The organism is Paenibacillus turicensis, assembly GCF_017873435.1.
Taxonomy (GTDB): Bacteria; Bacillota; Bacilli; order Paenibacillales; family Paenibacillaceae; genus Fontibacillus; species Fontibacillus turicensis.
In genome coordinates, this window is record NZ_JAGGKG010000007.1 from 97,497 (window position 1) to 124,266 (window position 26,770).

General features: G+C 38.3%; 25 protein-coding genes. 15 read left to right on the plus strand and 10 right to left on the minus strand.

Annotated features, from left to right (window positions below):
* Positions 1-163: 163 nt before the first annotated feature.
* The gene (gene recQ / locus J2Z32_RS09020) at positions 164-1,990 is read left to right on the plus strand and encodes a DNA helicase RecQ (protein WP_210088834.1); all 1,827 of its coding nucleotides are present in this window, start codon (positions 164-166) and stop codon (positions 1,988-1,990) included.
* A 120-nt stretch (positions 1,991-2,110) separates the two neighbouring features.
* Here the strand turns inward: recQ and J2Z32_RS09025 are convergent, their stop codons facing one another.
* The 4 genes from J2Z32_RS09025 to mnmL all read right to left on the minus strand — a co-directional run bounded on the left by J2Z32_RS09025 (position 2,111) and on the right by mnmL (position 5,223).
* Complete coding sequence (locus J2Z32_RS09025; protein ID WP_210088835.1) at positions 2,111-3,040, minus strand: alpha/beta fold hydrolase; 930 nt, start codon at positions 3,038-3,040, stop codon at positions 2,111-2,113.
* 220 nt (positions 3,041-3,260) lie between these two features.
* Positions 3,261-3,659 carry a VOC family protein gene (locus J2Z32_RS09030; protein WP_342453939.1) on the minus strand — a complete coding sequence of 133 codons (399 nt, stop codon included), beginning with the start codon at positions 3,657-3,659 and terminating at the stop codon, positions 3,261-3,263.
* Positions 3,660-3,688: 29 nt separating this feature from the next.
* A complete protein-coding gene (gene mnmM, locus J2Z32_RS09035) occupies positions 3,689-4,270 on the minus strand; it encodes a tRNA 5-(aminomethyl)-2-thiouridylate-methyltransferase MnmM (protein WP_210088837.1) in 582 nt (193 codons plus the stop codon).
* The gene (mnmL, locus tag J2Z32_RS09040) at positions 4,270-5,223 is read right to left on the minus strand and encodes a tRNA modification radical SAM protein MnmL/YtqA (RefSeq protein ID WP_210088838.1); all 954 of its coding nucleotides are present in this window, start codon (positions 5,221-5,223) and stop codon (positions 4,270-4,272) included. Before mnmL ends, mnmM begins: the two co-directional genes overlap by 1 nt.
* Positions 5,224-5,709: 486 nt before the next feature.
* On the opposite strand from mnmL, the gene trmB reads away from it, so the two are divergent.
* Positions 5,710-6,414: a tRNA (guanosine(46)-N7)-methyltransferase TrmB gene (trmB, locus tag J2Z32_RS09045; protein ID WP_210088839.1), complete on the plus strand. Its 705-nt coding sequence runs from the start codon at positions 5,710-5,712 to the stop codon at positions 6,412-6,414.
* 104 nt (positions 6,415-6,518) lie between these two features.
* Here the strand turns inward: trmB and J2Z32_RS09050 are convergent, their stop codons facing one another.
* Positions 6,519-7,730: an MFS transporter gene (locus tag J2Z32_RS09050; RefSeq protein ID WP_210088941.1), complete on the minus strand. Its 1,212-nt coding sequence runs from the start codon at positions 7,728-7,730 to the stop codon at positions 6,519-6,521.
* Between the two features lie 202 nt (positions 7,731-7,932).
* On the opposite strand from J2Z32_RS09050, the gene J2Z32_RS09055 reads away from it, so the two are divergent.
* Positions 7,933-8,535, plus strand: coding sequence for a TetR/AcrR family transcriptional regulator (locus tag J2Z32_RS09055; RefSeq protein WP_210088840.1), 603 nt, complete (start codon positions 7,933-7,935; stop codon positions 8,533-8,535).
* A 63-nt stretch (positions 8,536-8,598) separates the two neighbouring features.
* On the opposite strand, the gene J2Z32_RS09060 is transcribed toward J2Z32_RS09055, so the two are convergent.
* Together J2Z32_RS09060 and J2Z32_RS09065 are read right to left on the minus strand one after the other, a co-directional pair.
* Positions 8,599-9,738, minus strand: a complete 1,140-nt coding sequence (locus J2Z32_RS09060) for an MGDG synthase family glycosyltransferase (RefSeq protein WP_210088841.1) — start codon at positions 9,736-9,738, stop codon at positions 8,599-8,601.
* A gap of 51 nt (positions 9,739-9,789) precedes the next feature.
* Positions 9,790-10,317: a phosphatase PAP2 family protein gene (locus J2Z32_RS09065; protein WP_210088842.1), complete on the minus strand. Its 528-nt coding sequence runs from the start codon at positions 10,315-10,317 to the stop codon at positions 9,790-9,792.
* A 590-nt stretch (positions 10,318-10,907) separates the two neighbouring features.
* Between J2Z32_RS09065 and J2Z32_RS09070 the strand changes: the two genes are divergently transcribed.
* From J2Z32_RS09070 to J2Z32_RS09090, 5 genes are all read left to right on the plus strand, one after another.
* Positions 10,908-12,146, plus strand: coding sequence for a glycosyltransferase family 2 protein (locus J2Z32_RS09070; RefSeq protein ID WP_210088843.1), 1,239 nt, complete (start codon positions 10,908-10,910; stop codon positions 12,144-12,146).
* Between the two features lie 300 nt (positions 12,147-12,446).
* Complete coding sequence (infC, locus tag J2Z32_RS09075) at positions 12,447-12,941, plus strand: translation initiation factor IF-3 (RefSeq protein ID WP_210088942.1); 495 nt, start codon at positions 12,447-12,449, stop codon at positions 12,939-12,941.
* A gap of 44 nt (positions 12,942-12,985) precedes the next feature.
* Positions 12,986-13,186, plus strand: coding sequence for a 50S ribosomal protein L35 (gene rpmI / locus J2Z32_RS09080; protein ID WP_210088844.1), 201 nt, complete (start codon positions 12,986-12,988; stop codon positions 13,184-13,186).
* A gap of 43 nt (positions 13,187-13,229) precedes the next feature.
* On the plus strand, positions 13,230-13,589 hold the full coding sequence (rplT, locus tag J2Z32_RS09085; RefSeq protein ID WP_210088845.1) for a 50S ribosomal protein L20: 360 nt from the start codon (positions 13,230-13,232) through the stop codon (positions 13,587-13,589).
* Positions 13,590-13,735: 146 nt separating this feature from the next.
* Complete coding sequence (locus tag J2Z32_RS09090; protein ID WP_210088846.1) at positions 13,736-14,773, plus strand: serine hydrolase domain-containing protein; 1,038 nt, start codon at positions 13,736-13,738, stop codon at positions 14,771-14,773.
* A gap of 110 nt (positions 14,774-14,883) precedes the next feature.
* Here J2Z32_RS09090 and J2Z32_RS09095 read toward each other — a convergent pair whose 3' ends face one another.
* Positions 14,884-15,339, minus strand: coding sequence for a GNAT family N-acetyltransferase (locus tag J2Z32_RS09095; protein WP_210088847.1), 456 nt, complete (start codon positions 15,337-15,339; stop codon positions 14,884-14,886).
* Between the two features lie 633 nt (positions 15,340-15,972).
* Between J2Z32_RS09095 and ilvB the strand changes: the two genes are divergently transcribed.
* The 7 genes from ilvB (at position 15,973) to J2Z32_RS09130 (ending at position 24,336) form a co-directional block, all read left to right on the plus strand.
* Positions 15,973-17,718, plus strand: coding sequence for a biosynthetic-type acetolactate synthase large subunit (gene ilvB / locus J2Z32_RS09100; protein ID WP_210088848.1), 1,746 nt, complete (start codon positions 15,973-15,975; stop codon positions 17,716-17,718).
* On the plus strand, positions 17,718-18,200 hold the full coding sequence (ilvN, locus tag J2Z32_RS09105; RefSeq protein WP_210088943.1) for an acetolactate synthase small subunit: 483 nt from the start codon (positions 17,718-17,720) through the stop codon (positions 18,198-18,200). Before ilvB ends, ilvN begins: the two co-directional genes overlap by 1 nt.
* 416 nt (positions 18,201-18,616) lie before the next feature.
* Positions 18,617-19,609, plus strand: coding sequence for a ketol-acid reductoisomerase (gene ilvC / locus J2Z32_RS09110; protein WP_210088849.1), 993 nt, complete (start codon positions 18,617-18,619; stop codon positions 19,607-19,609).
* A 636-nt stretch (positions 19,610-20,245) separates the two neighbouring features.
* Positions 20,246-21,325 carry a 3-isopropylmalate dehydrogenase gene (leuB, locus tag J2Z32_RS09115; RefSeq protein ID WP_210088850.1) on the plus strand — a complete coding sequence of 360 codons (1,080 nt, stop codon included), beginning with the start codon at positions 20,246-20,248 and terminating at the stop codon, positions 21,323-21,325.
* Positions 21,326-21,505: 180 nt separating this feature from the next.
* Positions 21,506-22,051 carry a peroxiredoxin gene (locus J2Z32_RS09120; RefSeq protein ID WP_210088851.1) on the plus strand — a complete coding sequence of 182 codons (546 nt, stop codon included), beginning with the start codon at positions 21,506-21,508 and terminating at the stop codon, positions 22,049-22,051.
* A 165-nt stretch (positions 22,052-22,216) separates the two neighbouring features.
* The gene (locus J2Z32_RS09125) at positions 22,217-22,636 is read left to right on the plus strand and encodes a hypothetical protein (RefSeq protein WP_210088852.1); all 420 of its coding nucleotides are present in this window, start codon (positions 22,217-22,219) and stop codon (positions 22,634-22,636) included.
* 587 nt (positions 22,637-23,223) lie between these two features.
* Complete coding sequence (locus tag J2Z32_RS09130; RefSeq protein ID WP_210088853.1) at positions 23,224-24,336, plus strand: ATP-binding protein; 1,113 nt, start codon at positions 23,224-23,226, stop codon at positions 24,334-24,336.
* Positions 24,337-24,468: 132 nt separating this feature from the next.
* Here the strand turns inward: J2Z32_RS09130 and J2Z32_RS09135 are convergent, their stop codons facing one another.
* Together J2Z32_RS09135 and feoB are read right to left on the minus strand one after the other, a co-directional pair.
* Complete coding sequence (locus tag J2Z32_RS09135; protein ID WP_210088854.1) at positions 24,469-24,672, minus strand: FeoB-associated Cys-rich membrane protein; 204 nt, start codon at positions 24,670-24,672, stop codon at positions 24,469-24,471.
* A gap of 31 nt (positions 24,673-24,703) precedes the next feature.
* The gene (feoB, locus tag J2Z32_RS09140; protein WP_210088855.1) at positions 24,704-26,761 is read right to left on the minus strand and encodes a ferrous iron transport protein B; all 2,058 of its coding nucleotides are present in this window, start codon (positions 26,759-26,761) and stop codon (positions 24,704-24,706) included.
* Between the last annotated feature and the right edge of the window lie 9 nt (positions 26,762-26,770).

Genomic DNA, 26,770 nt, shown 5'->3' on the forward strand with positions numbered 1-26,770 from the left:
TACCATGTCCAACGTGAGAGTACCATGTGATTTGAAATGAAAGTAAAACCATCTTAAATTAAGGCACTTGTTACTTTTATATTAAAAAGGTTGCCGATTTCAGCTGTACTTAGGTAAACTTAATTTATTAGGTATTAAAAAAGTTGTAATAGGAGCTTGGTTTATGAATACGCAAACGGTTGATATGGAGCAAGCACGCTTCTATCTACAAAAATATTATGGATATCCTGATTTTAGAGAAGGACAACGTCGTATTGTCGAAAGTGTATTAGCGGGAGCGGATACGCTTGGCATTATGCCTACAGGGGGCGGGAAGTCAGTATGTTATCAAATTCCTGCCTTGATGTTTTCAGGGTTAACCCTCGTCGTATCTCCACTTATTTCTTTGATGAAGGACCAAGTGGATGCTTTAACTGCGATGGGCATTCCTGCGGCGTATATTAATAGCACGTTAAGTGGCAAAGAAGTGAATGAGGTTATTCGTGCTGCGCGTCGCTCCCAAATTAAGCTACTCTATGTGGCGCCTGAGCGCTTAGAATTAGATTGGTTCCGTGAGGAAATGAAGCAGCTACAAATTTCGTGTGTTGCGGTCGATGAAGCCCATTGTGTATCCCAGTGGGGACACGATTTTCGTACAAGCTATTTAGCTGTATCTCCATTTGTAGATGAACTGCCTGTCAGACCGATTGTGGCTGCGTTTACGGCGACAGCTACACCTCAGGTTATGGATGACATGACTAGCTTACTGAGGCTGTCACAGCCCTCTATTTTCGTTACAGGGCTTGGGCGAGATAATTTGGCGATGTCTGTATTACGTGGGGAAAACAAACGTGAATTTATTTTAAATTATGCCCATACACACGCTCACCAGCCAGGGATTATTTATGCTGCAACTCGTAAGGATGTAGATGACCTATATCAACGCTTAAATGACAGCGGGGTAAAGGCAGGCAGATATCATGCAGGCTTGTCTGATCAAGAGCGCGAGAAAAGTCAGGAGAGCTTCCTGTATGATGACATACGCGTCATGGTGGCAACGAATGCGTTTGGAATGGGGATAGATAAATCCAACGTTCGTTATGTGATCCATTACAATATGCCTAAAAATATGGAGGCATATGTCCAAGAGGCCGGCCGTGCAGGTCGTGACGGAGACCCAAGTGAATGTATATTGTTATTTAGTGCGCAGGACATTATGACGCAAAAGTTTCTTATTGAGCAAAATCCACAGGATGAGACCCGCAAGCATAACGAATATCGAAAATTGCAGCAAATGGTGCAATATTGCTATTCTACGAGCTGTTTAAAATGGGAAATGCTAGATTACTTTGGAGAAGATCATGATAACAAGCCTTGTGGCATTTGCAGCTCATGTCGAGATGAGCGAGAGCTAGTAGATCGTACGAGAGATGCACAGATCGTATTTTCCTGTATTCATAGAATGAGAGAGCGTTTTGGTGTGGCGTTAATTGCCGCGGTGTTAAAAGGCTCCCGAAATAAAAAGGTGCTGCAATATGGCTTTGATCAGCTTCCCACCTATGCGATGCTTAGAGCGTTAACCGAAAAACAAATTTCTGAACTTATCAATTTATTTATTGCAGAAGGGTATTTACGTCTGTCAGAAGGGCAATATCCGATAGTTCAATTAGAACCATTAGCAGTAGATGTTTTAAAAGGTAATCATACTGTAATGATGCGTGCGCCTGAAGCTGATAAGAACGTCAGTGATTCTAAAAGGAAAAAATCTTATGATGCGGGTCCTTCAGCAGTTAATGAAGTCGTCTTTGAACAATTACGTCTCATTCGCCGAGAACTAGCTGAACGTGATCGTGTTCCATCCTATATTATTTTTAACGATGCGACCTTGCGTGAGATGAGTGTCATTTGTCCAACTAGCGAAGCAGCGATGCTGAAAATAAAGGGAGTAGGGGAAGTGAAATTCCGCAAGTACGGTAAGCCGTTCCTAGACTTTTTTCAAGAAATGGAATAGCGCATAAATAATAAAACAATAGCCAAATAAACAAAAAAGAGTGGCTGACTTCAAAGTCAATCACTCTTTTTTACATTTCATTATTTAAAATAGTACTTAATTTTTATGGATCGTTTGTTACTATTGCACTTTTTTGTTGAGCCAAGTCAAAATATCACCTATAACCTCATCTCGGTTAATTTCATTTAATATTTCATGTCTTCCGCCTTCATACACCTTAACCTCAACATCTCGTAACCCAGCAGAGTGATACAACTGCACAAGTCTTCGTATGCCCACACCAAAATGGCTAACAGGATCTTGTGAGCCACTCACAATATAAACAGGCTTATCAGGGTCAAGTTGCTGAACCATTGCTGGTTTGTGTAACTCATGTAATAAAGCAAATAAACCTGCAAAAAATCCAGCACTACATAAAAAACCACAATACGGGTTTTCCATATAGGCGTCGACCACTTGCTCATCTCTCGATAACCAATCAAACGGTGTGCGTACAGGTCTGAAGTTGTGATTGAAGCTACCAAAGGAAAGGGCGTTTAGCACTTTACTAGGATGTCTGTCCCCATACCATTTACATTCGAGTTTGGCTATATTGAGTGCAATTCCAGTGAATGCACGTGGACCATTTGTTCCGCTTAATAAAAATCCAGCATAAGGATCATGATCAATACACATCATTTTTTGAGTAAGGAACGACCCCATACTATGTCCAAACAAAAATAAAGGTAAATTTGGATGGCGGTCACTAATCCATTCCCGAATTAATTTCATATCGTCAAGCATACCTTCTAGCCCATTATTTCCCAGGTAACCTAGGTCATCCATTGTAGGTGCAGTTTTACCATGACCACGATGATCGTGAGCATAAACAATGAAGCCTTCATCTGTAAGCCTTTGTGCAAAAGGAGCGTAACGCTCTGCTGATTCCGCCATGCCATGTGCGATATGTACAACACCTTTAAATTTAGTGTCAGATGTAGAAGGGAACCAATGATAAATATGAACAAAATGACCAACATCGTTTAACAACGTATAGGTTTCTTCTGTCAAAAGCTTGCACTCCCTTCATCATGATATTATAAAAATTTAATAAATATGGCTCAATCTTGAAATCAGTGCTTGACAGCCACCCCAAACTAGCGAAGAGACAGAGCGATTCTAAAGATTGTTTTTTTAAATCAAATTCCACCAATACATTTACTTCAATTAAAAGGAATATGATTTTAACACAATCGTATGCCTCATGTCATTGTCAACTACTGATTTTACTTTATTGTGCTAAATGCACCGGTTCAACAAATTCAATTACTTCCCCATCGGGACCACTAAAGAAAAAGAAACGATTTCCATTCGGAAGTTCTCGTATTGTGGGACTAAGTCCAGCTAGACCTAACGAAGCAATCCGTTCATATTCTCGTTCGATATGACTAACGGTAAAAGCAATATGATGCACTTTGCCTTCATTCGCCAATGGTTCCGCATGCTTTTTAGAAATAAGCTCGATTTCAACATCGTCTTGTCCAGGGAATGCCATAAAAGCAAGACGTAACGTATCTTCGATTTCTCCAATAGTATGTAATAATTTTAAGCCAATAATCCGCTCATAAAATTCAATCGAATCCTCTAAGGCAGATACACGAATTCCAATATGCTCAATTTTTCTAATCATCATTCATAACCCCACTTATATCATTAAACTTAACACTTTTTTTCGATTGCAATTAAATAAGGCGCAGTTGGACGTTGGAGTTGCTTATACATAATTGCTTGACCTTTAGAGGGAGGAAGGGAGGCAGCCCAAGTCTCTACACTTACCGCCTCCTGATCTCCGCCTGCATGGCCCGGGTATAATACAATCGTTATAATTCCTCGTGGCTTTAATATATTTAAGGATGTCTCTAATGCAGTCAATGTTGACTCCGTCAGCGTAATGATGGATTGATCGGCCTCTTGTGAAGGCAAATATCCCAAGTTAAACATAATAGCACTAACCTTGCCAATTACCTCACTTGGCAAAGACATCTGCATCTCTGCGTGACTGCCAAGAATAAGTTGTACTTCTGCGATAGATGCCTCTGCTTGCTGTAGGCGTGCCCCAGTTTGTTCCAGGGCAGATTGTTGAATATCGAATGCAAATACTTTACCCCTTTTGCCACAAATCTTAGCTAAAAATAATGTATCTGCACCCGTTCCTGCTGTGGCATCTACTGCAATATCTCCAGGCTGAAGTCGTTCGCTAATTTGTTTTTGAGCAAAGCTTAAAACAGAAATAAAGCCCATTAACGACCCCTCCACATTTTACCTTGCCACGTATCCCGTTGCTTTAGCTCATCATCAATTGCATTTAGCACTTCCCATTTTTTAAGACTCCACATCGGTCCAATCAGTAAATCTCTTGGCGCATCTCCTGTTAGTCGGTGCACAATCATTTCTGGAGGGAGAAATTCTAACGTATCCACAATCAGCTTCACATATTCATCTTGCTCTAAGAATCGTAACAAGCCTGCTTCATATTGACGTACCATTGGTGTTTTGCGCATCAAATGCAATAAATGAATTTTAATACCTTGAACATCCATTTGCGCAACAGCACGACCTGTATCAAGCATCATTTCATGACTTTCTTGGGGTAAGCCATAAATGATATGCGTACATACTCGTATGTTATGCTTGCGTAGCTTCTCAACAGCCTCAATATAACACGCAGTATCATGTGCGCGATTAATTAACTCTGATGTAGATTCGTGAATCGTTTGTAAACCCATTTCCACCCATAAGTAAGTGCGTTCATTTAACTCTGCTAAATACTCGACAACATCATCAGGGAGACAGTCAGGTCTTGTTGCAATCGATAAACCAACAACCCCTGGTTGCTCTAAAATCGCTTCGTAATATTCACGTAGCTCTTCTACTGGTGCATAGGTGTTAGTGTAAGCTTGGAAATATCCAATATATTTAGCTTCAGGCCATTTGATATGTTGGCGATCACGAATTTTATTAAACTGGGTTACGAGGTCGTCACGTCTGCTACCAGCAAAATCTCCTGAGCCTCGTGCGCTACAAAATGTACAGCCACCTTTTGCAATAGAACCATCTCGGTTAGGACAAGTAAATCCAGCATCAAGCATAACCTTAAATACTTTTGATCCAAAGGTTTCTCTCATTTCTGTGTTCCATGTATGAAAACGTTTGTCACTCCACAGCTTAGGTGTAGTGTTAGATTGAATACTCATGTTAGCTCCTTTATGATAAGAACAGATTTATTCCACTATTGTAACAAAAAAATATAAGATTAGGGAAATATGAGTGTGCACTTTGTTGCAGTGTCATACAGATTATGTTATTTTGAATGTAACAAAGGATTTTGCTTGTTTTAATGTACATGGATAATGTACATATAACTTAGAATGATTTAGATGAAAAAAATAGTATGAGGCAAAATCCTCACCCAATTTTGTTGGACCCCAATTCCAAATATAGAAAAAGGAGTTTTGAATACCTGTTCCCCGGCAGATATTTAAGATTCCTTTTTCATTTTCAGGAAATAAAAGGGAAAACTAAGATAAACAATACAAGCTGAGTCTTTACAAGTAGGGTGGTTTAAGGCACAATATTGCAGTAATGGACTAATAGTAGCAATGCGCTGACTAATAGCAATAATGACTCACAGTAGTAATGAACTAACAGTAGTATGGAATAATAGAAGGCGGAGGAATGACATGCGTTTACGCGGTAGAAAAGGCATACGAGAAAATTTGGAAATGCAAAATGATCTTGTAATTTTAGATCCTAGTAATTATAAAGGACGTTGGGCAGAGGTTTTTGGTAATGATCGTCCGATTTATATCGAGCTTGGGATGGGAAAAGGTCAATTTATTAGTGGCATGAGTGTCAAATATCCAGATGTGAACTTTATTGGGATGGATATGTACGATGAATTAGTACGTCGCTCTAGTGAAAAGGTACGTGCCATTTGGGAAGAGCAGGGTGGCAAGCCGGATAGTGTTCGTTTAGCGCTTGGGAATATTGAGTCATTAGAAGATTTTTTTGATGAAAATGAAATCGAGCGGATTTATCTTAACTTTAGTGATCCTTGGCCAAAAGCAAAACATGGGCGTAGAAGATTAACACACCCACGGTTTTTAGATAAATATAAACATGTGCTTAATGATGAGGGTGAAATTCATTTTAAGACAGACTCACGGGATTTATTCCAATTTTCATTAAACGCCTTTGCAGCTAAAGGCTTACAGATGAACAATATTTCCTTGAGCTTGCATGGAAAAGGAATTGCAGAAAATAATGTGATGACTGAATATGAGGGTAAATTTGTGGGGCAAGGGATGCCGATTCATCGCGTAGAAGTTGTGATTGGAGAAAAAGCGCTAGTTCGTTATCATAAGTATAAAATGGATCAATTTTAAAATAAAATCAGTAGTTGACCACTACTAATTTTAAAAGACTCTACACTATAGTAGGAGATTGGGGTTAGTCCCTTTTTTCCTTTCGATAGGTAGAGTTTTTTCGTTTATTCTTTTTTATTTACATAACTATCCCATCCCCAAATTATAAACGCGAGTAGGCTTGCAGATGCACCTAACAAGCATACACCACTCCACCCCCACCAGACATAAGCCTGTGTAGAGAGAATAGAGCCAATAGCGCTCCCAATCGAATAAAAAATCATATATGCAGCGGTTAATCGACTTTGTGCCTCAGGACGAGCTTTATAAATTAAACCTTGATTTGTAACATGCACCGCTTGAACAGCTAGGTCAAGTAAGATGATGCCAATAATGAGATACCATACGGATTGATACAGTAGATGTATAAGCAGCCATGACAATAGTAGTAAAAATAAGGAGGTACCAGTGGTTAGACGAGCATAACCTAAATCAGCTAGTTTTCCAGCAGAAGTAGCCGCAAGCGCTCCCGCAACGCCTACAAGTCCCAAAGCACCAATTTCAGTATGTGACATCGATAATGGGGCACTACTTAATGGCAATATCATCGCGGTCCACAAGCTACTAAAAGCGATAAAAATGAACATGCCTAATAGCGAGCGAATTATTAAAATAGGCAACTCTTTATATAAACGAAATAAAGATGTAATCATTTTAGTATAGCTAAGCTTTACTTTAGGTGTATCTTGTTTAGGTAAAAACACAAATATAGCTATACTCCCTAAAAGAGTAAGACACGCCGAAAAAATGTACACTGACCTCCAGCCCAAGTGATCATTCAGCGTACCCGCAACAGTGCGAGCAAGCAAAATGCCAATCACAATCCCACTAGTTACAAAGCCTACCGTATGCCCACGGTCCTTGTCTGAGCTAAGTGATGCCGCTGTGGCAACGATGGTCTGCGCAACGACTGCCAATAAACCTACCATTGCAATCCCAATAAACAGAAATACGCTTGATGACGAAAAGGCAACGATAAGTAATGCAATAACAGATAATAACATCTGGACAGAAATCAGCTTGCGACGATGAAGTAAATCTCCTAATGGAACAAGAAACAGCAATCCTAATGCATAAAATATTTGAGTGATCATAATAACAATGCCAATGGAGGAATAAGAAATTCCTACATCCATAGAGATCGAATCTAATAAAGGCTGAGCAAAATAAATATTAGCTACAGAAAGTCCACTACAGAAAGCTAACAAAACCACAACAGATCGAGATAATTTTATCTGTGAGGCTTTACTTGAGTAGCTGAGGGAATTCACAAGCAAACCATCCTTTCTTTTTTGTACCGATCGATACAAAATATTTTGATCATCATAGCCCAATTTATAATTTTATGTCAATGACCATAAATAACTTATTTTGATTTTCTCTAATCTCATACTTTGATTTGACAGAAGACTTTGCAATGCATAAACTTATTATTAACTAAATTATAAAATACTGATTGATACAAAAAGGTGATTATAAATGGTCAGAAAACGGGAGTTTGATACGGATAAAGCGCTTGAGGCAGCAATGGAGGTTTTTTGGGAAAAAGGATTTGAATCTGCCTCGCTAGTCGATCTTACAAATGCGATGGGCATTCAACGTCCTAGTCTTTATGCAGCTTTCGGGGATAAAAATGAGTTGTTTGAGGCCACTTTACGTCGCTATAACACTTGGCATGCTGGTTATATAAGATCATTGCTTCAACATGCGCCTTCTGTAAAGACAGCATTTAGAAAGCTATTCGAACAAATAGGTACAGAAGATACAACGAATGCATCAATTAGGCGAGGATGCTTTTGTATAAATACAATGGTGGAGCTTGCACCTCACCACTCTAAATTTGCAGTACTTACTCGTGAGCACCAAATGTATTTAGCAGCTATATTTAAAGAGACGATTGAGAGAGGGCAAGGGACGGGGGAGCTTTCAGAAGTGCTACAAAGTGAAGAACTAGCACATTCGCTTGTTGTTTCCATGATTGGTTTGACTGTCCTAATGAAGTCAAGACCTGATCCTACTTTTATTAAACAAAGTATTGAGGCAGCATTATCATTGTTAAATACAAAAACGTCATCCACTTAATAACATGGACGACGTTTTTTTAAAATTTAATCACTGTAATTAACGATATAAATTAGATAAGAGCTAAATAAATATGGTATTATTTTTACTTTCCAATAACTCAACAATGACTTTTGCACTTTGAGTCGGATGGAAGCGTTCGATATCCGCAAGCATCTGCTCTCTGGTTGCACTCACCTCATCATAATGATGAATAAGCTTTTCAACCCATGCTGTGATGTCATCTAGCGAATGAATGGGTGTACCCCAGCCCTGCGTAGAAAAATATTGCAAATTTTCTTCTTCCTGTCCCGGATAAGGCTTGTGGAATAACATCGGTATCGCCTTCGCTAACCCTTCAGAGCAGGTCATGCCCCCAGGCTTCGTAATTAAAAGGTCAGAGACCTCCATAAGCTTATCAATTTCCTTAGTAAACCCTAGCAGCTTTATATTTTGATGCTGGAACCTAGGATCATTGCTCATTTTCTCCATTAATTTTATATTGCTACCAAGACAAAAAATAAGCTGAAGGTGTTCTTTATGTTTTACAAGTAGATTGTTTACAGCTTCATCCTTCGTTAATCCCCAGCCTCCGCCCATAATAAGTATGGTTGGTATGTCATTTAAACCAAAACGATCTCGAATATCCTGCTTGCTGTGTCTTTCCCAAAAGTTAGGGTGGACGGGAATACCCGTAGTTTCAATTTTAGATTCACTAACCCCACGTTCAAGCAAGATGGTCTTGACTTGGTCAGTGGATACAAGATATCGATTAACCTCATCACTGATCCATGTTCCATGTGCATCATAATCGGTAATGACAGTGCATAAAGGAACCTCTAAGCCATGTCGCTTCATCCGAGAAATAACGGCGCTCGGAATAGGATGCGTGCATACGATGACGTCAGGATGAAGTTGATCTATAACTAGCTTCGTATGTGTATAAAAAAGTTTATGAAGTGCCAATGTTGTTAAACGATTTAATGGTTTTTTATAGTTGCTACGATACATCATACTGACAAGACGAGGTTGAGAAGAAACCGTCTTTTTATAAGCTGTAAGAATAAGTGGTGCTACTCTTGGGTTAAGAAAACTACCTAACTCCAGTACCCTTGTTTGTACATTTGGCGATAGCTTACGTAAACTGCTTGACAATGCATAGGCAGCTTGAGTATGACCAGCCCCGAACCCTTCAGATAAAAGTAAGACTCTTTGTTTGTTCACTTTAGTTTCACCTTTTCCCGCAAGGTTTTCCTGAACTTAACAATATAACCTTTATGTCCAGAATGCAACCGTACCCACTGCAACGGATGTACCAATAATTAGTCCAGCAAGTACATCAGAAGGATAATGCAGACCTAAATATATACGTGAAGTCCCAACCAATAGTGCCAACGGTGCTAATATTATAATTAAACTAGGCTGAGCAATCATAAACGGTATTGTCACCGAAAAAATAGCTGTTGTATGCCCAGACGGAAAGGAATGGTCCTTTAACGGGTTTTTAAACGTATTTATTCCAGGCAAGCTCAAATAAGGACGTATTCTGGGATACAGCTTTTTAGCAATAGCAACTGGGATATGACTTAATGCCAAGGCTGTAAAAGCTTGTAGTCCAACTTTGCTCCATGCTGGAGAAGCCAATCTCCAGATCAATAATGTGATGGCAATGGTAAATGTTGCACCACCTAAGCGCGTAAGATTAAACACCCAAAAATTCAAAAATTTGCGATGAAACTTTACATTAATAGCAATAAATAATTTTCGATCAAGATCCACTAAACTTTGCAGCCAATGACGCATTGAATGCCTCCACTTCTATTTTCACCAACGAATAAGCTTCTTTATTATAAGTATTTCATAATCCCCTTACATTTATCATATTTTGATTTGTGGGTGTTTTCAACAATTATATATCAATAAATCAAAGAACATCTGATTCAAATGATATCAAATTAGTTTAAAGGAAACTGTGCGATTTGGTAAACTTTTTTGCTTTTTTTACGTTTGTATAGATAAGCGACATAGTTTTGTTAACGAGAATGAAATAAAAAGTGACTAAACTGATGAAAATAAGACCTATACTTATAAAAAAGCAGGAGGTGACCCCAAGTTACGCTCGGAAAACACTATGTTTGCGCTTTTTTTGAAGAATAGAGCCTAAAATCCCCTTTGACAAAGTTGTCAAAGTCGTGGAAAATCGTAATGCATTAATAATATTACTGTGCTAAAAATAGAGAAATTTTACTTAGCCAGTAATTTTGTTTACAATATCTTAGTGTTGGCAGTTCATCGCTAATGTAAAATCAAATGTAAAACAAAAACAGGGTCATTATTAAAACCTCAGCTGTTAGAGAAAAAATAAAATGAGGTTTAAAGGGGGGCAGTGAATTATGGTCGACACTATACTGATATCTCTGCAAATTATTTTAGCAGTGGTTGGTGTGTATCAATTTGGATTAGCTTTATTTGGCATGTATAAAAAGAAAAATAAAAAACAATATGAACCAAATAAATCATTTGCTGTTCTAGTTGCAGCACACAATGAGGAAGAAGTTGTAGGTGCGCTGATGGAGAACCTTAAGCACCTAAATTATCCGAAGGAGCTGTACGATGTATTTGTTATCTGTGACAACTGTACCGACCGTACAGTAGAAATCGTGCGTAGTCATGGGATGAATGCTTGTGTACGTACGAATCCTAACCTTCGTGGTAAAGGTTATGCGATTGAATGGATGCTTAAAGAGCTATGGAAAATGCCTAGACAATATGATGCTGTTGTTATGTTTGATGCTGATAACTTGGCACATCCTGATTTCCTTCGTGAGATGAATAATGATCTTTGTGAAGGGGCTCGTGTTATTCAAGGCTACATCGATACAAAAAATCCAGAGGACTCTTGGATCACTGCAGCCTATGGTATTTCCTATTGGTATTGCAACCGTTTGTGGCAGCTTTCTCGTCACAACTTGAAGATGGCTAACTTCCTTGGAGGCACAGGCATGTGCTTTGAAACCGAGCTTCTTAAGGAAATTGGTTGGGGAGCTACTAGTCTTGTAGAAGACCTTGAGTTTACGATGCGTTGTGTAGAAAAAGGAATTAACCCTGTTTTTAACTATGATGCTAAGTTATTTGATGAGAAGCCATTAACGTTTAAGGCTTCTGCACGTCAACGTCTACGTTGGATGCAAGGACACTTTACCGTCGCACGTCGTTACTTTTTTAAATTGCTATGGCAAAGTATTAAGGAACGTAACTTTATTAAGTTAGACATGGCTTTATATGGTGTTAACGTATATATCGTATTGATTACATTTTTACTGAGTGCATTTATTTGGGTGGATCAGTCCATTTTGGAAGGCCCTCACTTCAGTACGTTGTATAGTTACTTCCCGTTATGGATTTCCTTTATTGCAATAGCTGCCAACGTATTTATTTTCTTAGCGGCGATGGCACTTGAAAAAGTTACTTATAAGAAAGTATATGCTTACCTTGTTTTGTTTCCGATTTACCTTATTTCATGGTGGCCAATTACGTTTTATGCATTTTTCACACAAAACAACAAGCAATGGAGCCACACCAAGCATACACGTGTTGTACGTTTAGATGAGGTTCAAAGCAAACAAGGATAATCACTTTAAACATAAAAACTAGATCTAAAATTAATTTTAAGAATAGTTTGACAAAAATGTTTTATATGTGATATATTGTTTTGGTGATGTTTTAACGAAAAATGGATTGTAAGTAGAAGGCGTTGACTTCTCACCTGTTCAGCTTTTAGTTGACTGGTTTTGATCCAATGATTTATGAATGTAAGTTCATGATGAATTGATCAATTTGGGATGCAGCCGATAATCTGCATCCCTTTTTAATTTGCTTTTATAATGTGGTTTAAACTTTTTTGGAGGTGGATAATTATCAGTAAGGAACATTTGATCAATGATGAAATACGAGCAAAAGAAGTTCGTTTAGTAGGCGCTGAAGGTGAACAAATAGGAATTAAACCTATACGTGAAGCACTACAGATGGCGATTGATCTGAATCTGGATTTAGTCAATGTTGCGCCAACGGCAAAACCGCCAGTGTGTCGTATTATGGACTACGGTAAATTCCGTTACGAAAACCAGAAGAAAGAAAAAGAAGCTCGTAAAAATCAAAAGATAGTGGACATCAAGGAAGTATGGTTCCGTGCAAATATTGAGGAGCATGATTTCCAGACGAAACTTCGTAACGTGATCAAATTTTTGAAGGATGGCGACAAAGTAAAATGCTCTGTCCGTTTCCGTGGACGTGAGATTACACACGCCGACATCGGGAAAAAAATTCTGGACCGCGTAAAAGATGAAGTTGCTGATCTTTGTACAGTGGAACGAATTCCTAAGTTGGAAGGTCGCAGTATGATTATGATTCTTGCGCCTAAAAACTAAGTCAAGTTTCAAGTATTGCTCATAAACATTGAGGAGGAAGTACAATGCCTAAAATGAAAACTCACAGCAGTCTAAAAGGCCGCTTCAAAATTACTGGAACAGGTAAAGTAAGACGTTACAAAGCTAACCGTAACCACTTGCTTTCCCACAGAACTAAACGTGCTAAACGTGTATTAGCGAATAGTCCTGTAATGTATGCTGGTGATGTAAGACGTTTGAAACAACAATTAGCTAACTTGAAGTAATTAATCACACATTATTTTTTGAATTATTAGGAGGTCTATTGATATGGCAAGAGTAAAAGGCGGATTCGTTGTTCGTCGTCGTCATAAAAAAGTATTAAAGCTTGCTAAAGGTTATTTTGGTTCTAAACACCGTATTTTCAAAACTGCAAATGAGCAAGTAATGAAATCTATGCTTTATGCATACCGTGACCGTCGTCAGAAAAAACGTGATTTCCGCAAATTGTGGATCGTACGTATTAACGCTGCGGCTCGTATGAACGGTTTGTCTTACAGCAAATTGGTACATGGCTTGAGATTGGCTGAGATTAACATCAACCGTAAAATCCTTGCTGACTTAGCTGTAAATGACATTCAAGCATTCAATTCTTTGGCTAACGTTGCTAAAGAAAAATTGAACGCATAGAATTAATAACTTTAAAAGAGATTACTATTGACATTAGTCATGGTAATCTCTTTTTTAATTTGTTTTTTACATATTTTAAGGGTGTATTTTTATGTTATATTAGGGAGAAACGACCTAGAACTAATGAATTTTGAGGAGGGTTTACTTTGACAATAAAAAAGTGGATAGATACAGACTTTTCTGGTTGTATATCTATAAGAACATCAAAGGATATCATTTTCCAAGAAGCATTTGGTTATGCAGATATGCCAAATAAGGTACCTAATTCATTAGAAACAAAGTTTCCGACGGCATCAGCAGGGAAGGTGTTTGTGGCTACAGCTATTTTACAGTTAATAGAACAACAAAAATTGAGCTTTGAACATACGCTTGGACAACTTCTATCCCATATTGATTGGAAGCTCATTGATACAGACATTACAGTTAGACAATTACTTAATCATACCTCAGGTATACCGGATTATTTTGATGAAAGTGTGATGGAGGAATATGCTGAATTGTGGAGGGATTATCCGAACTATAAAATAAGAACTTCAGCCGATTTGCTCCCACTGTTTATAAATAAAGAAATGATGTATCCACGAGGTGAGAAGTTCCAATATAACAACACCGGTTATGTTGTGTTAGGTCTAATCATTGAACAAGTGTCAGGAAAGCCATTTGATGAATACTTAAAAGATAACGTATTTCAACCCTCAGGTATGAATGATACCGGATATTTTGAGCTAGATCGCCTTCCTGCACGTACTGCTAATGCATACATTTATGATGAGGAGCATGACGAGTATTATACGAACATTTATAGTATTGATGTAAAGGGAACGGGTGCAGGGGGAGTGTTTACAACCGTTTTAGATATTGATAAGTTTTGGGGGAAGCTACTTGCAGGTGATCTAATTTCTTTAGATATGCTACAACAGATGTTGTCATTGCAAGGTGAGGATGAACATAGCTGCTATGGGTATGGCGTATGGCTAACTAAGCGTGATTTCAGTAATGCGAAGGTAGAAGAGGTTACTTTTATCCCTCATTTTGAGGGCTGTGATCCAGGAGTAAGCTTTAAATCAAGCTACGATATTGCTAACGATATCAGCATTACGATCGTAAGTAATACAGGGAATGATGTGTGGGATATGCACAGAAAGATTAAAGACCATTTAGTGAAAAATGGTACTATAGAATAGAACACATTTAAATAACTAGTATAACAGTGCTACAAAAGTTAGCTAAGAATAACTAGTTTTTTGGCATTATTTAAGTTCCATTTTATCTAGCATGAACAATATGAACAATTTTAAAAACGATAATCTAATTTTTTTTTCATCTCAAAGCATTGTATGTGAGGTAAGTTTTTCGTCCGACTATAGCCGAAATTGGTATAAAAACGCTCTGCTCTTGTATTTCCTTGCTCTACGGTTAATTTAGATGATGTGCACCCTCTTGAAGCAGCAAAATGCTCGGCATGTGCGATAAGTGCCTTTCCGATTTGCCGTCTACGGTGTTGGGCTGATACAGCGATCATATCAATGTATAACAGTTGGTCATGAATCATAAAATGAATAAACGCAATAGGATCACTTTCGTATTGAAGAGAGCTGACTAGCGTAGTACCACGGGACATTCGTTTAGGGAGATCTGATATAACCTGATTTAATTCTTGTGGAGACAGATGAGAGTAAGGTACAAGTTCTTGTTTAATTAATTGATAAATAATGGGATCATCCTGTTTGGGTCTTCGATAACGAATCATATGACTCAGAGTCCTTCCTAGCCTAAATTCATTTTTTTAAAAGCATTTTGTTGCATTATGCATAAAATAATAATTATTTATTATTCTATGAAAGTATGGGCAATGGAGTGACAATCAAACAGTGGTAAATTAAATTGTTTAGATTAGGTATTGACTCTCCATGTAAACTAATCATATAATGTTCCTAAACATTTTACGTTATAGTTCATCGGCGATGATGAGGACGAAGTTTTAAGGGCTCTTTGTTCAGAGAGTGATGGAATAGCTGAGACCAATCACCATAATCCCTTAATTACGAGCTCACCTCGGAGCTGTTTTCCTGAAAAGCTTTAACACGTTTAAGAAGTATGGTGTTAGCGTATTAGGGGAAATCGTTAGGTCTACGTTATAAGACCACGAGTATTGTGAATAGGTGTTTTTTGTTCGCTTGACTTTCATTTTACTCGTTAAGGCTTAGTATTGTGAGATACTAGGTAAATATGGGTGGTACCACGGAAGATAATAACCTTTCGTCCCTCAGTAGCAGAAGTCTGCTCTGATCGGGATGGAAGGTTTTTTTGTTTATCGCCAATTAACAAGGTTAAGGATAGTGTGGTTAAAATAAACCACCTAATTTTGGAGGGAGGATAACTGATGAGTACACAAATTCCAGTAGAAAAGTCTAAAGAACAGTTGCGTGAGAAATGGATGAAGCCAGAGGTCATTACTGGTTCTGAAATTTTACTTCGAAGTTTGCTTTTGGAAGGTGCTGAATGCGTCTTTGGTTATCCTGGCGGTGCAGTATTATACATTTATGATGCTATGCATGGATTTAGTGACTTTAACCATTTATTAACGAGACATGAGCAAGGTGCAATTCATGCTGCTGACGGATATGCAAGAGCAAGTGGAAAAGTTGGCGTGTGTATTGTAACCTCAGGACCTGGAGCAACCAATACGGTGACAGGAATTGCAACTGCATTTATGGATTCAGTACCGTTGGTAATTATTACAGGGAATGTTGCTTCAAGCTTAATTGGGACAGATGCATTCCAAGAAGCAGATATTACAGGAATTACGATGCCAATTACAAAGCATAGTTATCTTGTACGTGATGTAGCGGATTTACCACGTATTATTCACGAAGCGTTTCATATTGCAAATACCGGACGTAAAGGTCCAGTATTAATTGACATTCCGAAGGATGTATCGAATCAGACAACTTTATTTAACCCCGTGCAATCCGTCAGTTTAAGAGGGTATAACCCAACCGTTGTTCCGAATCGGTTACAGTTGGATAAGCTGGCAGCAGCAATTAAGGAAGCGAAGCAACCCGTCGTAATTGCAGGTGGCGGTGTAATATACTCCGGTGCACATGAGGAGTTATATGAATTTATTACAAAAGCACAAATTCCAGTAACTACAACCTTGCTTGGATTAGGCGCTTTCCCAACAGGTAATGATTTATGGATGGGCATGCCTGGTATGCATGGTACGTACACAGCCAACCAAGCAATCCAACGTGCAGATTTGTTGATCAGCATTGGCGCTCGGTTTGATGACCGAGTAACTGGAAAGCTAGACGGATTTGCGCCACATGCCAAAATTGTTCATATTGATATTGATCCTGCGGAGATTGGTAAAAACGTAAAAACAGATATTCCAATCGTAGGTGATGTGAAAACTGTACTACAGCAGCTAAACCCAATGATTTCAAGTGCAGAATTGGCAGATGCTTGGCGCAAGGAAATTGTGCAAATGAAGCAAGATAAGCCTCTGAAGTACAAGGACTCAGATACCGTACTTAAGCCACAATGGGTAATTGAGTTATTAAATGAAACGACAAATGGGGATGCCATTGTATCTACAGATGTAGGTCAACATCAAATGTGGGCAGCTCAATATTATAAGTTTAACCACCCTCGTTCATGGATCACTTCAGGTGGTCTTGGTACAATGGGATTTGGTTTTCCTTCTGCAATAGGTGCTCAAATGGCACATCCTGATCGCCTTGTTATTTCAATAAATGGCGACGGCGGTATGCAAATGTGTGCACAGGAGTTAGCGATCTGTGCCATTAATAACATTCCTGTTAAAGTGGTAGTTATTAATAACCAAGTGTTAGGGATGGTAAAACAGTGGCAAGAGCTTATTTATGACAAGCGATATAGCCACGTTGATCTTGCGGGAAGCCCTGATTTCGTCAAGCTGGCTGAAGCATATGGTGTAAAAGGTTTAAGAGCAACTAACAAAGAGGACGCTAAAAAAGTTTGGCAGGAAGCCTTGGACACACCAGGTCCTGTGCTGGTAGAATTCATAGTCAGCAAGGAAGAAAATGTATATCCAATGGTTACCCAAGGTTCTACCATTGATCAAATGTTGATGGGGGACGATGAGTGATGAAAAGTCATGCGATTGCAGTATTGGTAAATGATCAGCCAGGTGTTTTACAGCGAGTATCAGGTATGTTTGGTCGACGTGGGTACAACATTGAAAGTATTACCGTTGGGCAATCTGAAGAAAAGGGATTATCCCGAATGGTCATTGTCACCTCTGGCGATGATCATACCGTAGAACAAATTGAAAAGCAGCTATATAAGCTTATCGATGTGATCAAGGTTGTACATTTGAGTTCTCGCCCTATGGTTGGCCGTGAATTGGCGCTTATCAAAGTGAAAGCTGAGCCAACAGAAAGACCAGAAATTATGGGACTTGTTGAGACATTCCGTGCTTCTGTCGTTGATATTGGAACAAGCTCAATGATGGTACAGGTTGTTGGTGACACAACCAAAATTGATGCTATGATAGAATTGTTAACTCCTTATGGAATTCGAGAATTAAGTCGTACTGGGGTTACCGCAATGATTCGTGGGAATGCTTAAGTCAGAATAACTAAGTCGCAAAATTAGTATCTAAGTTTCGTAATGTGATATGCTGAGCGCATAAGCTTTAAAATATATACCTGATAAGCGGGGATTTGAGAAGAAGAGATTTAAAATGAATTGATTTTCATGCAATATAAATGAATAAAAATTCAGGCTCAATCTTAGAATGAGAACTTGACGGCTAGCCTAACTGGCGAAGAGACAGAGTGATTCTGAAGGTTGTCTCTTAAAATCAAATTCCACCCATAAATAGACTTAAATAAAAAGGAATATGATTTTAACAACAATCGCAAGAACTCTCTGGATCGTAGCCGTAATTCAATTTTAAAAATTCTTCTTTTGAAATACCCGCTTATCAGGCGGAAAATTCATAAGGGAACAATTGTTACCCAAATTCTAGGAGGCTAATTAAAATGGCAGTTACATTGTACTATGAACAAGATGCAGAACTAAATGTATTACAAGGGAAAACAATCGCAATTATTGGTTATGGTAGTCAAGGACATGCTCATGCACAAAACTTGCGTGAGAGTGGATTAAATGTCATTATTGGTCTTCGTCAAGGTAAATCCTTTGATAAAGCTAAAGAAGATGGCTTCGAAGTATTGTCTGTTGCGGAAGCAACTTCTCGTGCTGATATTGTACAAATCTTAATGCCAGATGAAACTCAAGCTGCTGTATATCATAGCGAAATTGGACCAAACCTTAAAAAAGGTGCAGCATTATTGTTTGCACATGGCTTTAACGTACACTTTGGACAAATTGTACCTTCCAAAGACAACGATGTATTGCTTGTAGCTCCTAAATCTCCAGGTCACATGGTACGTCGTACTTATGTTGAAGGCTTTGGTGTTCCTGGTCTAATCGCAGTGCATCAAGATGCAACTGGATTGGCTAAACAAATTGGACTAGCTTATGCAAAAGGAATTGGTTGTACACGTGCAGGAGTTATTGAAACTACTTTCCGTGAAGAAACAGAAACTGACTTGTTTGGTGAACAAGCGGTATTATGTGGTGGCGTAAGTGCACTAATCAAAGCTGGTTTCGAAACATTAACAGAAGCAGGTTATGCTCCTGAGATGGCTTACTTCGAGTGCTTGCACGAATTGAAATTAATCGTTGACCTTGTATATGAAGGTGGACTTGCAACAATGCGTGACTCCATTTCTAACACAGCAGAATATGGTGACTATGTAACTGGACCACGTATCGTTACTGACGAAACGAAGAAAGCAATGAAAGAAGTATTGTCTGACATCCAACAAGGTAAATTTGCACGTGACTTCATTCTTGAAAATCAATCTAACCGTGCATTCTTAACTGCAACTCGTCGTAATGAGTCTGAACATCCAATTGAAGTTGTCGGACGCGAGCTTCGTGGCTTGATGCATTGGATCAAAAACTAAAAGTTTGAAAATTTGCGCTTGATTGATTTTGGGTAGAGAGAAGCGCTACGAAACAGAGAGTTGTTGCGATCGCTGTTAAAGTCCGATTTCATTTTATTAATGGTTGAAGGTATAAATCGGACTTTAAAGGCGAACATTTCATTTCTCCACAATCCCTCTGTCCCTTCGTCCCTCTCTACTTTAATCAAGCACTAATTTTAGGGAAGACAGAATCTAAGGAACTTAAAAGAATGCGCTGTGCTGAATTTGCACAGTCGCATTCTTTTTTTATATTTTGGGAATTTTGGCGGTGTTGGGTACTGCCAACTTTGAGTAATCTATCAAACTACGGGGGAATGAGTATCGGGTGGAAAGTTTACGGACCACCTTTGAAGCTGTATTTATACAACATAATAAATTCAAATTAAATACAGCTTCAAGAGTGGTTGGAACCCGATGCTCATTCTGAATATAGCTTCAAGAGTGGTTGGTACCCGATACCCATTTCATTCATAGGATAAACCTATTAACCTAATAGATTCTATATCTTTGTATATTACCGTTACTTATGATAAAACAATAAGATAAGCTACTTTTAACGGATATAAATAAATGCATAAAAATTCATGTTTATTTTATAGAAGGAGTTGTTCATTTATGTCAGATGTGAAAAAAATAGCGGTTATTCCAGGCGATGGTATCGGTCCTGAGGTTGTAGCTGAAGCGGAAAAGGTATTGCAACGTGTAGAGGAATTGTTTGGTTATCGTTTTGAAACTGAACATGCTTTGTTTGGTGGGATTGCGATTGATGAGAAGGGGACTCCGTTACCTGAGGAAACACTTAACGTGTGTAAAAATGCCGATGCGGTATTGCTTGGTGCAGTGGGTGGACCTAAATGGGATAGCAATCCAAAGGAGTTGCGCCCTGAGACAGGCTTGTTAGGCATAAGAAAAGCATTAGGTTTATTTTCAAATTTGCGTCCAGCGGTTGTATTTGATTGTCTAAAGGATGCTTCGACTTTAAAGCCAGAAGTACTAGAAGGCACTGATTTAATCGTTGTACGTGAATTAACAGGTGGTATTTATTTTGGCGAAAAGTTCCGTAGAGAAACAGAGTTTGGTCAAGAGGCAGTAGACACTTGTGCTTATAACGAAATGGAAGTCGAACGAATTGTACGTCAGGCATTCCAAATTGCGCAGAAGCGTAGTAAACGACTAGCCTCTGTAGACAAAGCAAATGTATTAGAATCCTCACGTTTGTGGAGAGAGGTAGTCATTCGTGTATCTGAGGATTATCCAGATGTAGAGCTTGAGCATGTATTAGTAGATAACTGTGCAATGCAGCTTTTACGTCGTCCTGCTAGCTTTGATGTCATCGTAACTGAAAATATGTTTGGTGATATTTTAAGTGATGAGGCGGCAATGCTTACAGGTTCCATAGGGATGTTGTCCTCAGCCTCATTAGGAGAAGGAAGCTTTGGATTGTACGAACCGGTACATGGGTCTGCCCCAGATATTGCAGGGCAAAATTTAGCTAACCCAGTAGCAACAATTTTGTCTGTAGCGCTTATGCTACGCATGACGTTTGGTTATAGCGATGCAGCTGATGCGATTGAAGCAGCGGTGAAAAATGTATTGGATGCGGGACATAGAACAGGAGATATCGCTACAGATAAAGCAAGTGCGATTGGCACAACCCAAATGGGTGATCTAATTGTGGCTGCAATCCAAAAATAATTCAAAAAATGTTCATAAATAAAAGCTTATTTATAATAATTATAAATAAATATTAATTATAATCTTGACTTTAAATATGACGAATGATAACATTTTGTGTGTAGCAATTGTTGTTACAAAATACATTCTAAATACAAGAAACAGTAGATGTTTCTTACATATTTTAAAGGAGGATTTACAATGGCAGAACGTTTAGTAGGAAAACTTGCTCCAGATTTTGATATGGCAAGCGTATCAGGTGATGGTAAAGAATTTGGACGGGTTAAATTGTCTGATTATCGTGGTAAATGGTTAGTATTTTTCTTTTATCCACTTGATTTTACCTTTGTTTGTCCAACTGAAATTACCGCATTGAGCGAAGCTTATGAAGAGTTCAAATCACTTGACACTGAAGTGCTTGGTGTAAGTGTAGACTCAGAGCATAGCCATAAAGCTTGGATTAACACACCTAAGGATAGCAATGGTCTTGGACAACTTAACTTCCCTCTTGCATCTGATATTACGAAGAGCGTTGCTCGTGATTATGGTGTACTTATTGAAGAAGAAGGTGTTGCACTTCGTGGATTGTTCATTATTGATCCTGAAGGCGAACTAAAATATCAAGTTGTTAACCATAATGATGTAGGTCGTAGCGTAGAAGAAACACTTCGTGTTCTTCAAGCATTACAATCTGGTGGCTTGTGTGCGATGAACTGGAAGCCTGGAGACAAAACGTTAAACGGCTAAGCTCAAGCTTCTAATTTTATGAACGGACCCCTTACTATACTGCTTATTGCGTATAGTAAGGGGTTTTTTCCTCCTAATCCCATAACGTGCAGGAATTAACATGATGGATATAGAATAAGTGATTATAAATATGGATAATTTGGTAAGAAGGAAGGGTGACAGGAAATGAGCTTTTGTTGTGGAGCGAGCATGATAGGGACAAAAGGAACAATGAAGCATTATCATACTAAAGTTCATAATGTCCCATTACTATTTTGTCCAGTATGTCAACGCGTTGAAGTTCACTATAAAGTAGAGCATGAATATGAGATTTTAGCGGAATATAGTCATGATGACGGGATAACCGACATTGATTTTGAGGATTTTGTATTAGAGCATGAAATCTTAGTATTTGATAATTGTGTAAATGTTGAAGGGGAAGACCCGCTAGAAATTGTACAGACACAAATAGATATGAGTCTTGATTTAATGACAATGGCGAAAGCTCTCCAGGATCTAAAATGGGAGTACCAGCTTAAAAGGCGGTTAGCCGTAATGAGTCTAAAAAAAGATAAGCTGATGCAGAAAAAAACAAGGGATAATTGATTGTGTCCCTTGTTTTATAAAATACTCACATCTTATGATTATACCCCTAATTGACACCTCTGAATATTTACTCCATTTATTTCCTTTAATTACTTTTTATAATTGATTTAAATTTGTAATTATGACTTGAAAATTGTTCTTTTTTAGTCAAAAAAACATAGTCTATTTTCCTATTTTTAGGTGAAATTTTTGCTTTAGTGAGGATATCGCTTTTTTCGACAGTATCTCTGATTGACGTGATTTGGGCTCCACTACTATGATTAGAGTATAGCTAATTTTTAACATATTTTAGCTTGCTTTAAGATAAATATTTTGCAGGTGAAGAGGCATGTTTTTGTCTATGTTCCTACATAAATTTCTATCCGCTTCAGTCAAAACCTGCAAAATTACAGCATTTTCCTAGACAAGCGAGACAGGATTAAAAAATAAGAAGAAAGGGGGGATAGAGAGTTGTAGCATATGAATATCCCGAAACGGCGAGCATGACGGTGGTATGTTAACCTATGGCTTGGGTCTGAGCTTCTCGGGTAGTGATCGTATGTTGTCGGTAGGCAAAGTACATCATTTTGAGAACAGGGGGAACCAACTTGTTGAGTGAATTTCAGGAAACACTGCTTCAATCGGTAAAAGCATTCCAATCTACACAGCTTGTCAAAAATAAATATGAGAATGTATTGCAACATTTAGACAGTGGAATCATGTTATTTGATTGTGAGGGTGTTCTTACCTTCGTTAACGTAGAAATGGCCAAGTTAATTGAAATGCCGCAACAGTCTTTAATTGGGTGTAATCTGCTACAAATAGTAAGACATCCACATTTAAGTCGTTTCAAAAAAAAGCAAGTATTAGAAATCTACAGAGAAACTATTTTAAGATGCCAAAATCATCATGAATGCACCGATGAATATGGTAGGAATTGGTTGATTTCAGTTGTTTATGACGATCAGATGGATGGAGATGTCCTTTTAAGTATTAAGGATGTATCCGATTATAAACAAATTGAACAAACCGCTTATCACAATGACAAGCTTGCTATGTTAGGTAAAATTTCTGCTGCGATTGCTCATGAAATAAGAAACCCTCTAACCTCTATCCGTGGTTTTATTCAACTGTTACGTCCGCATTTGATTCAATTAGGGCGTGATGAGTATGCACGTATTATTTTAAATGAAATCGATCGAGCTAACGATATTATCCATGAGTTTCTTAATTCTTCTAAACCGTCTGTGATCCAGAGAAGCATTGTTCATGTGCCTTCTTTATTAAGTGAGGTTACACTACTAACAGAAAGCGAAGCTTTAATGAAGGGGTGTACAATAGAACTCATTATACCTGAGCATAATCAACATATGAATGTATCTATTGATGCAAAGCAAATTAAACAAGTGTTGCTCAATATGATAAAAAATGCAATGGAAGCGATTGATGAAGTAATCACAGCCGATCATGAAGGTCATATCGTAATTAGTGTCGTTGCAGAAGGTAAATATGCCAAAATTATTATAAAGGATAATGGGAAGGGAATAGAAAAAAGCATATTAGGTCAAATGTTTGATCCTTTTTTCACGACAAAGGAGCATGGGACAGGCCTAGGCTTATCACTTAGCCATCGTATTATCCGTAATCATCTTGGAGATATAACAGCAAGTAGTATATTAGGTTTAGGGACTACATTTGAAATAACGTTGCCATTGGTGTGAATGCTGACATAAAATCATAAAACACATGAAGGGGCGATGTTAAGTGAGGACACTAGCGGTTATATGCATATACAAATTAAGAGCTTCAACGTCGTAATTGATGTTGAGGCTCTTGATTTATTCGGTATATGATCATTTAAGCTTAGTGACAGGTGGGACAGTTTTATCGTGGCATGTAGATGTGCTTTGAGGGCAAGAAGAAGGTGACGACTCACAAGCGTTGCTAAAGCTACAGCCTGCACACCCACTTTGCCCAGCCTTCTTTTGCTTAATATACCGATACAAAGTTAAGCCCATAATTGTAGCTATAATAAAAATAATTATAAAGTCAGCCACATTTATCCCTCCATTAACTAAACAAAATAAGTTAACCTAATCCAATGCCAAGCATACGTCCAATTTGATAAACTAGCATAGAGATGAGCCAAGCGATTCCACATTGGTAGGCTACTGTAAACAACGTCCATTTCCAAGAATTCAGCTCTTTTTTTGCTGTTGCAATAGCAGCAACACAGGGAGCATACAATAAAACAAATACCATGACAGAAAATGCAGCTAATGGTGTGAAATACGACTGTAATGCAGCACTTAATGCAGTCGTTAATTCTTCTGTCCCTACATTTACATATAAAATCCCTAATGTACTTACAACCGCCTCTTTGGCAATAAGTCCAGTTAATAAAGCTGCCCCAATTTGCCAATGCACCTCACCAGTTCCCTTGATAGACCCAAACCCGTTCCAGGAAAAGATAGGCGCAATAAAACCGCCAATAACGCCAAACATACTATTAGCAGAGTCATCCACTTGCTGGAAAGAGAAATTAAACGTTTGTAGCACCCAAATGACCACAGTCATCGATAAAAGTACAGTCCCTACTTTGATGACATAACCTTTTGCCTTTTCCCATGTGTGTCTGGAGATTGCATTTAGTGTAGGGATACGATAAGGAGGTAACTCCATTACAAATGGTGCGGCCTCTCCCTTTAAAACCGTTTTATTCAGAATAATACAAGACAACATTGCAACCAGAATACCAAGGAAATAAATACTAAACACAATTAAACCTTGATGTGCTGCAAAAAAGGCACCCGCAAACACCGCATATACTGGAATTCTAGCGCTACATGACATGAAGGGCATTAAAGTGATCGCTAGTCTTCGGCTACGCTCATCCTCTAATGTTCTCGTTGCCATAATTGCTGGAACTGCACAGCCATATCCCATAAGAAGGGGGACAAATGCTTTACCTGAGAGCCCAAATTGCCGGAATAGCCGATCCATCACAAAGGCAACCCTAGACATGTAACCAATATCTTCAAGTAGGGATAAGCATAAAAATAAGATTACTATTTGTGGTAAAAAGGATAATACATTTCCGACCCCTGTAATAATACCGCCAACTACAAGACCTTGGATTAAATCAGAGGCACCAATGCTCTGTAGGAAGTTCGTAACTAGCTCTGGTAGCTGTTCTGTGACCAGTACTTCAAATGGATCTTTAATATAAGCGCCAATGGAACCAACGGCAGTTTCAAAAATAAAGAACATTATCAGGAAAAAGATCGGTAAGCCTAATATTCGATTCGTAACAATTTTATCTATTTTATCTGAAAAGGTAAGTGTTCCAGGGGGATGTCCTTTAATAACAAAGCTTTGAACGATGTTAGTAATATAAGAGTAGCGTGAATCGGCAATAATGACATCGATATCTTGATTGGCTTCAGCTTTTGCCCTTTGGATAAGGACATCAATTTGTTTTGTAAGTGTAGAGCTGAGCTTGAGATGATCTGTAATTTTTTCGTCTTCCTCTAAGAGCTTAATCGTGTAATATAATGTATGGGAATATCCGTGTTGGGAAAGTAATGTGCTTATTTTCTCAATGCTTTGTGCTAAAGCAGGATGATGGAAGTCGTTTTTAATTATATTTGAAGCTTTAGGTTTGAGGGCGATGGCCTTTTGAATTAAAGTTTGTACGCCATGCTTTTTAATTGCAGCAATTGGAACAACTGGGACACCTAACTCCTTTTCTAGGTTAGCAATGTCAATTTGATCACCACGTTTTTCGATTTCATCCATCATATTCAAGGCAATGATCATTGGAATATCAAGTTCAAGTAGTTGGGTCGTTAAATACAGGTTTCGTTCAATGTTAGTTGCATCTACAATGTTGATGATGGCATCAGGCTGTTCAACTGTAAGGAAATCGCGTGAGATGATTTCTTCTGGTGAGTAGGGGGATAAAGAATAAATACCTGGAAGATCAATAATGTAAAGCTCCTCATTGGTTTGCTTACACTTTCCTTCTCTACGTTCAACTGTAACCCCTGGCCAATTCCCCACATGGGCATTATTTCCTGTCAGTGTATTAAATAATGTAGTTTTACCACTGTTGGGATTGCCAGCAAGCGCAAATCGATAGCTCATGAATGGTTC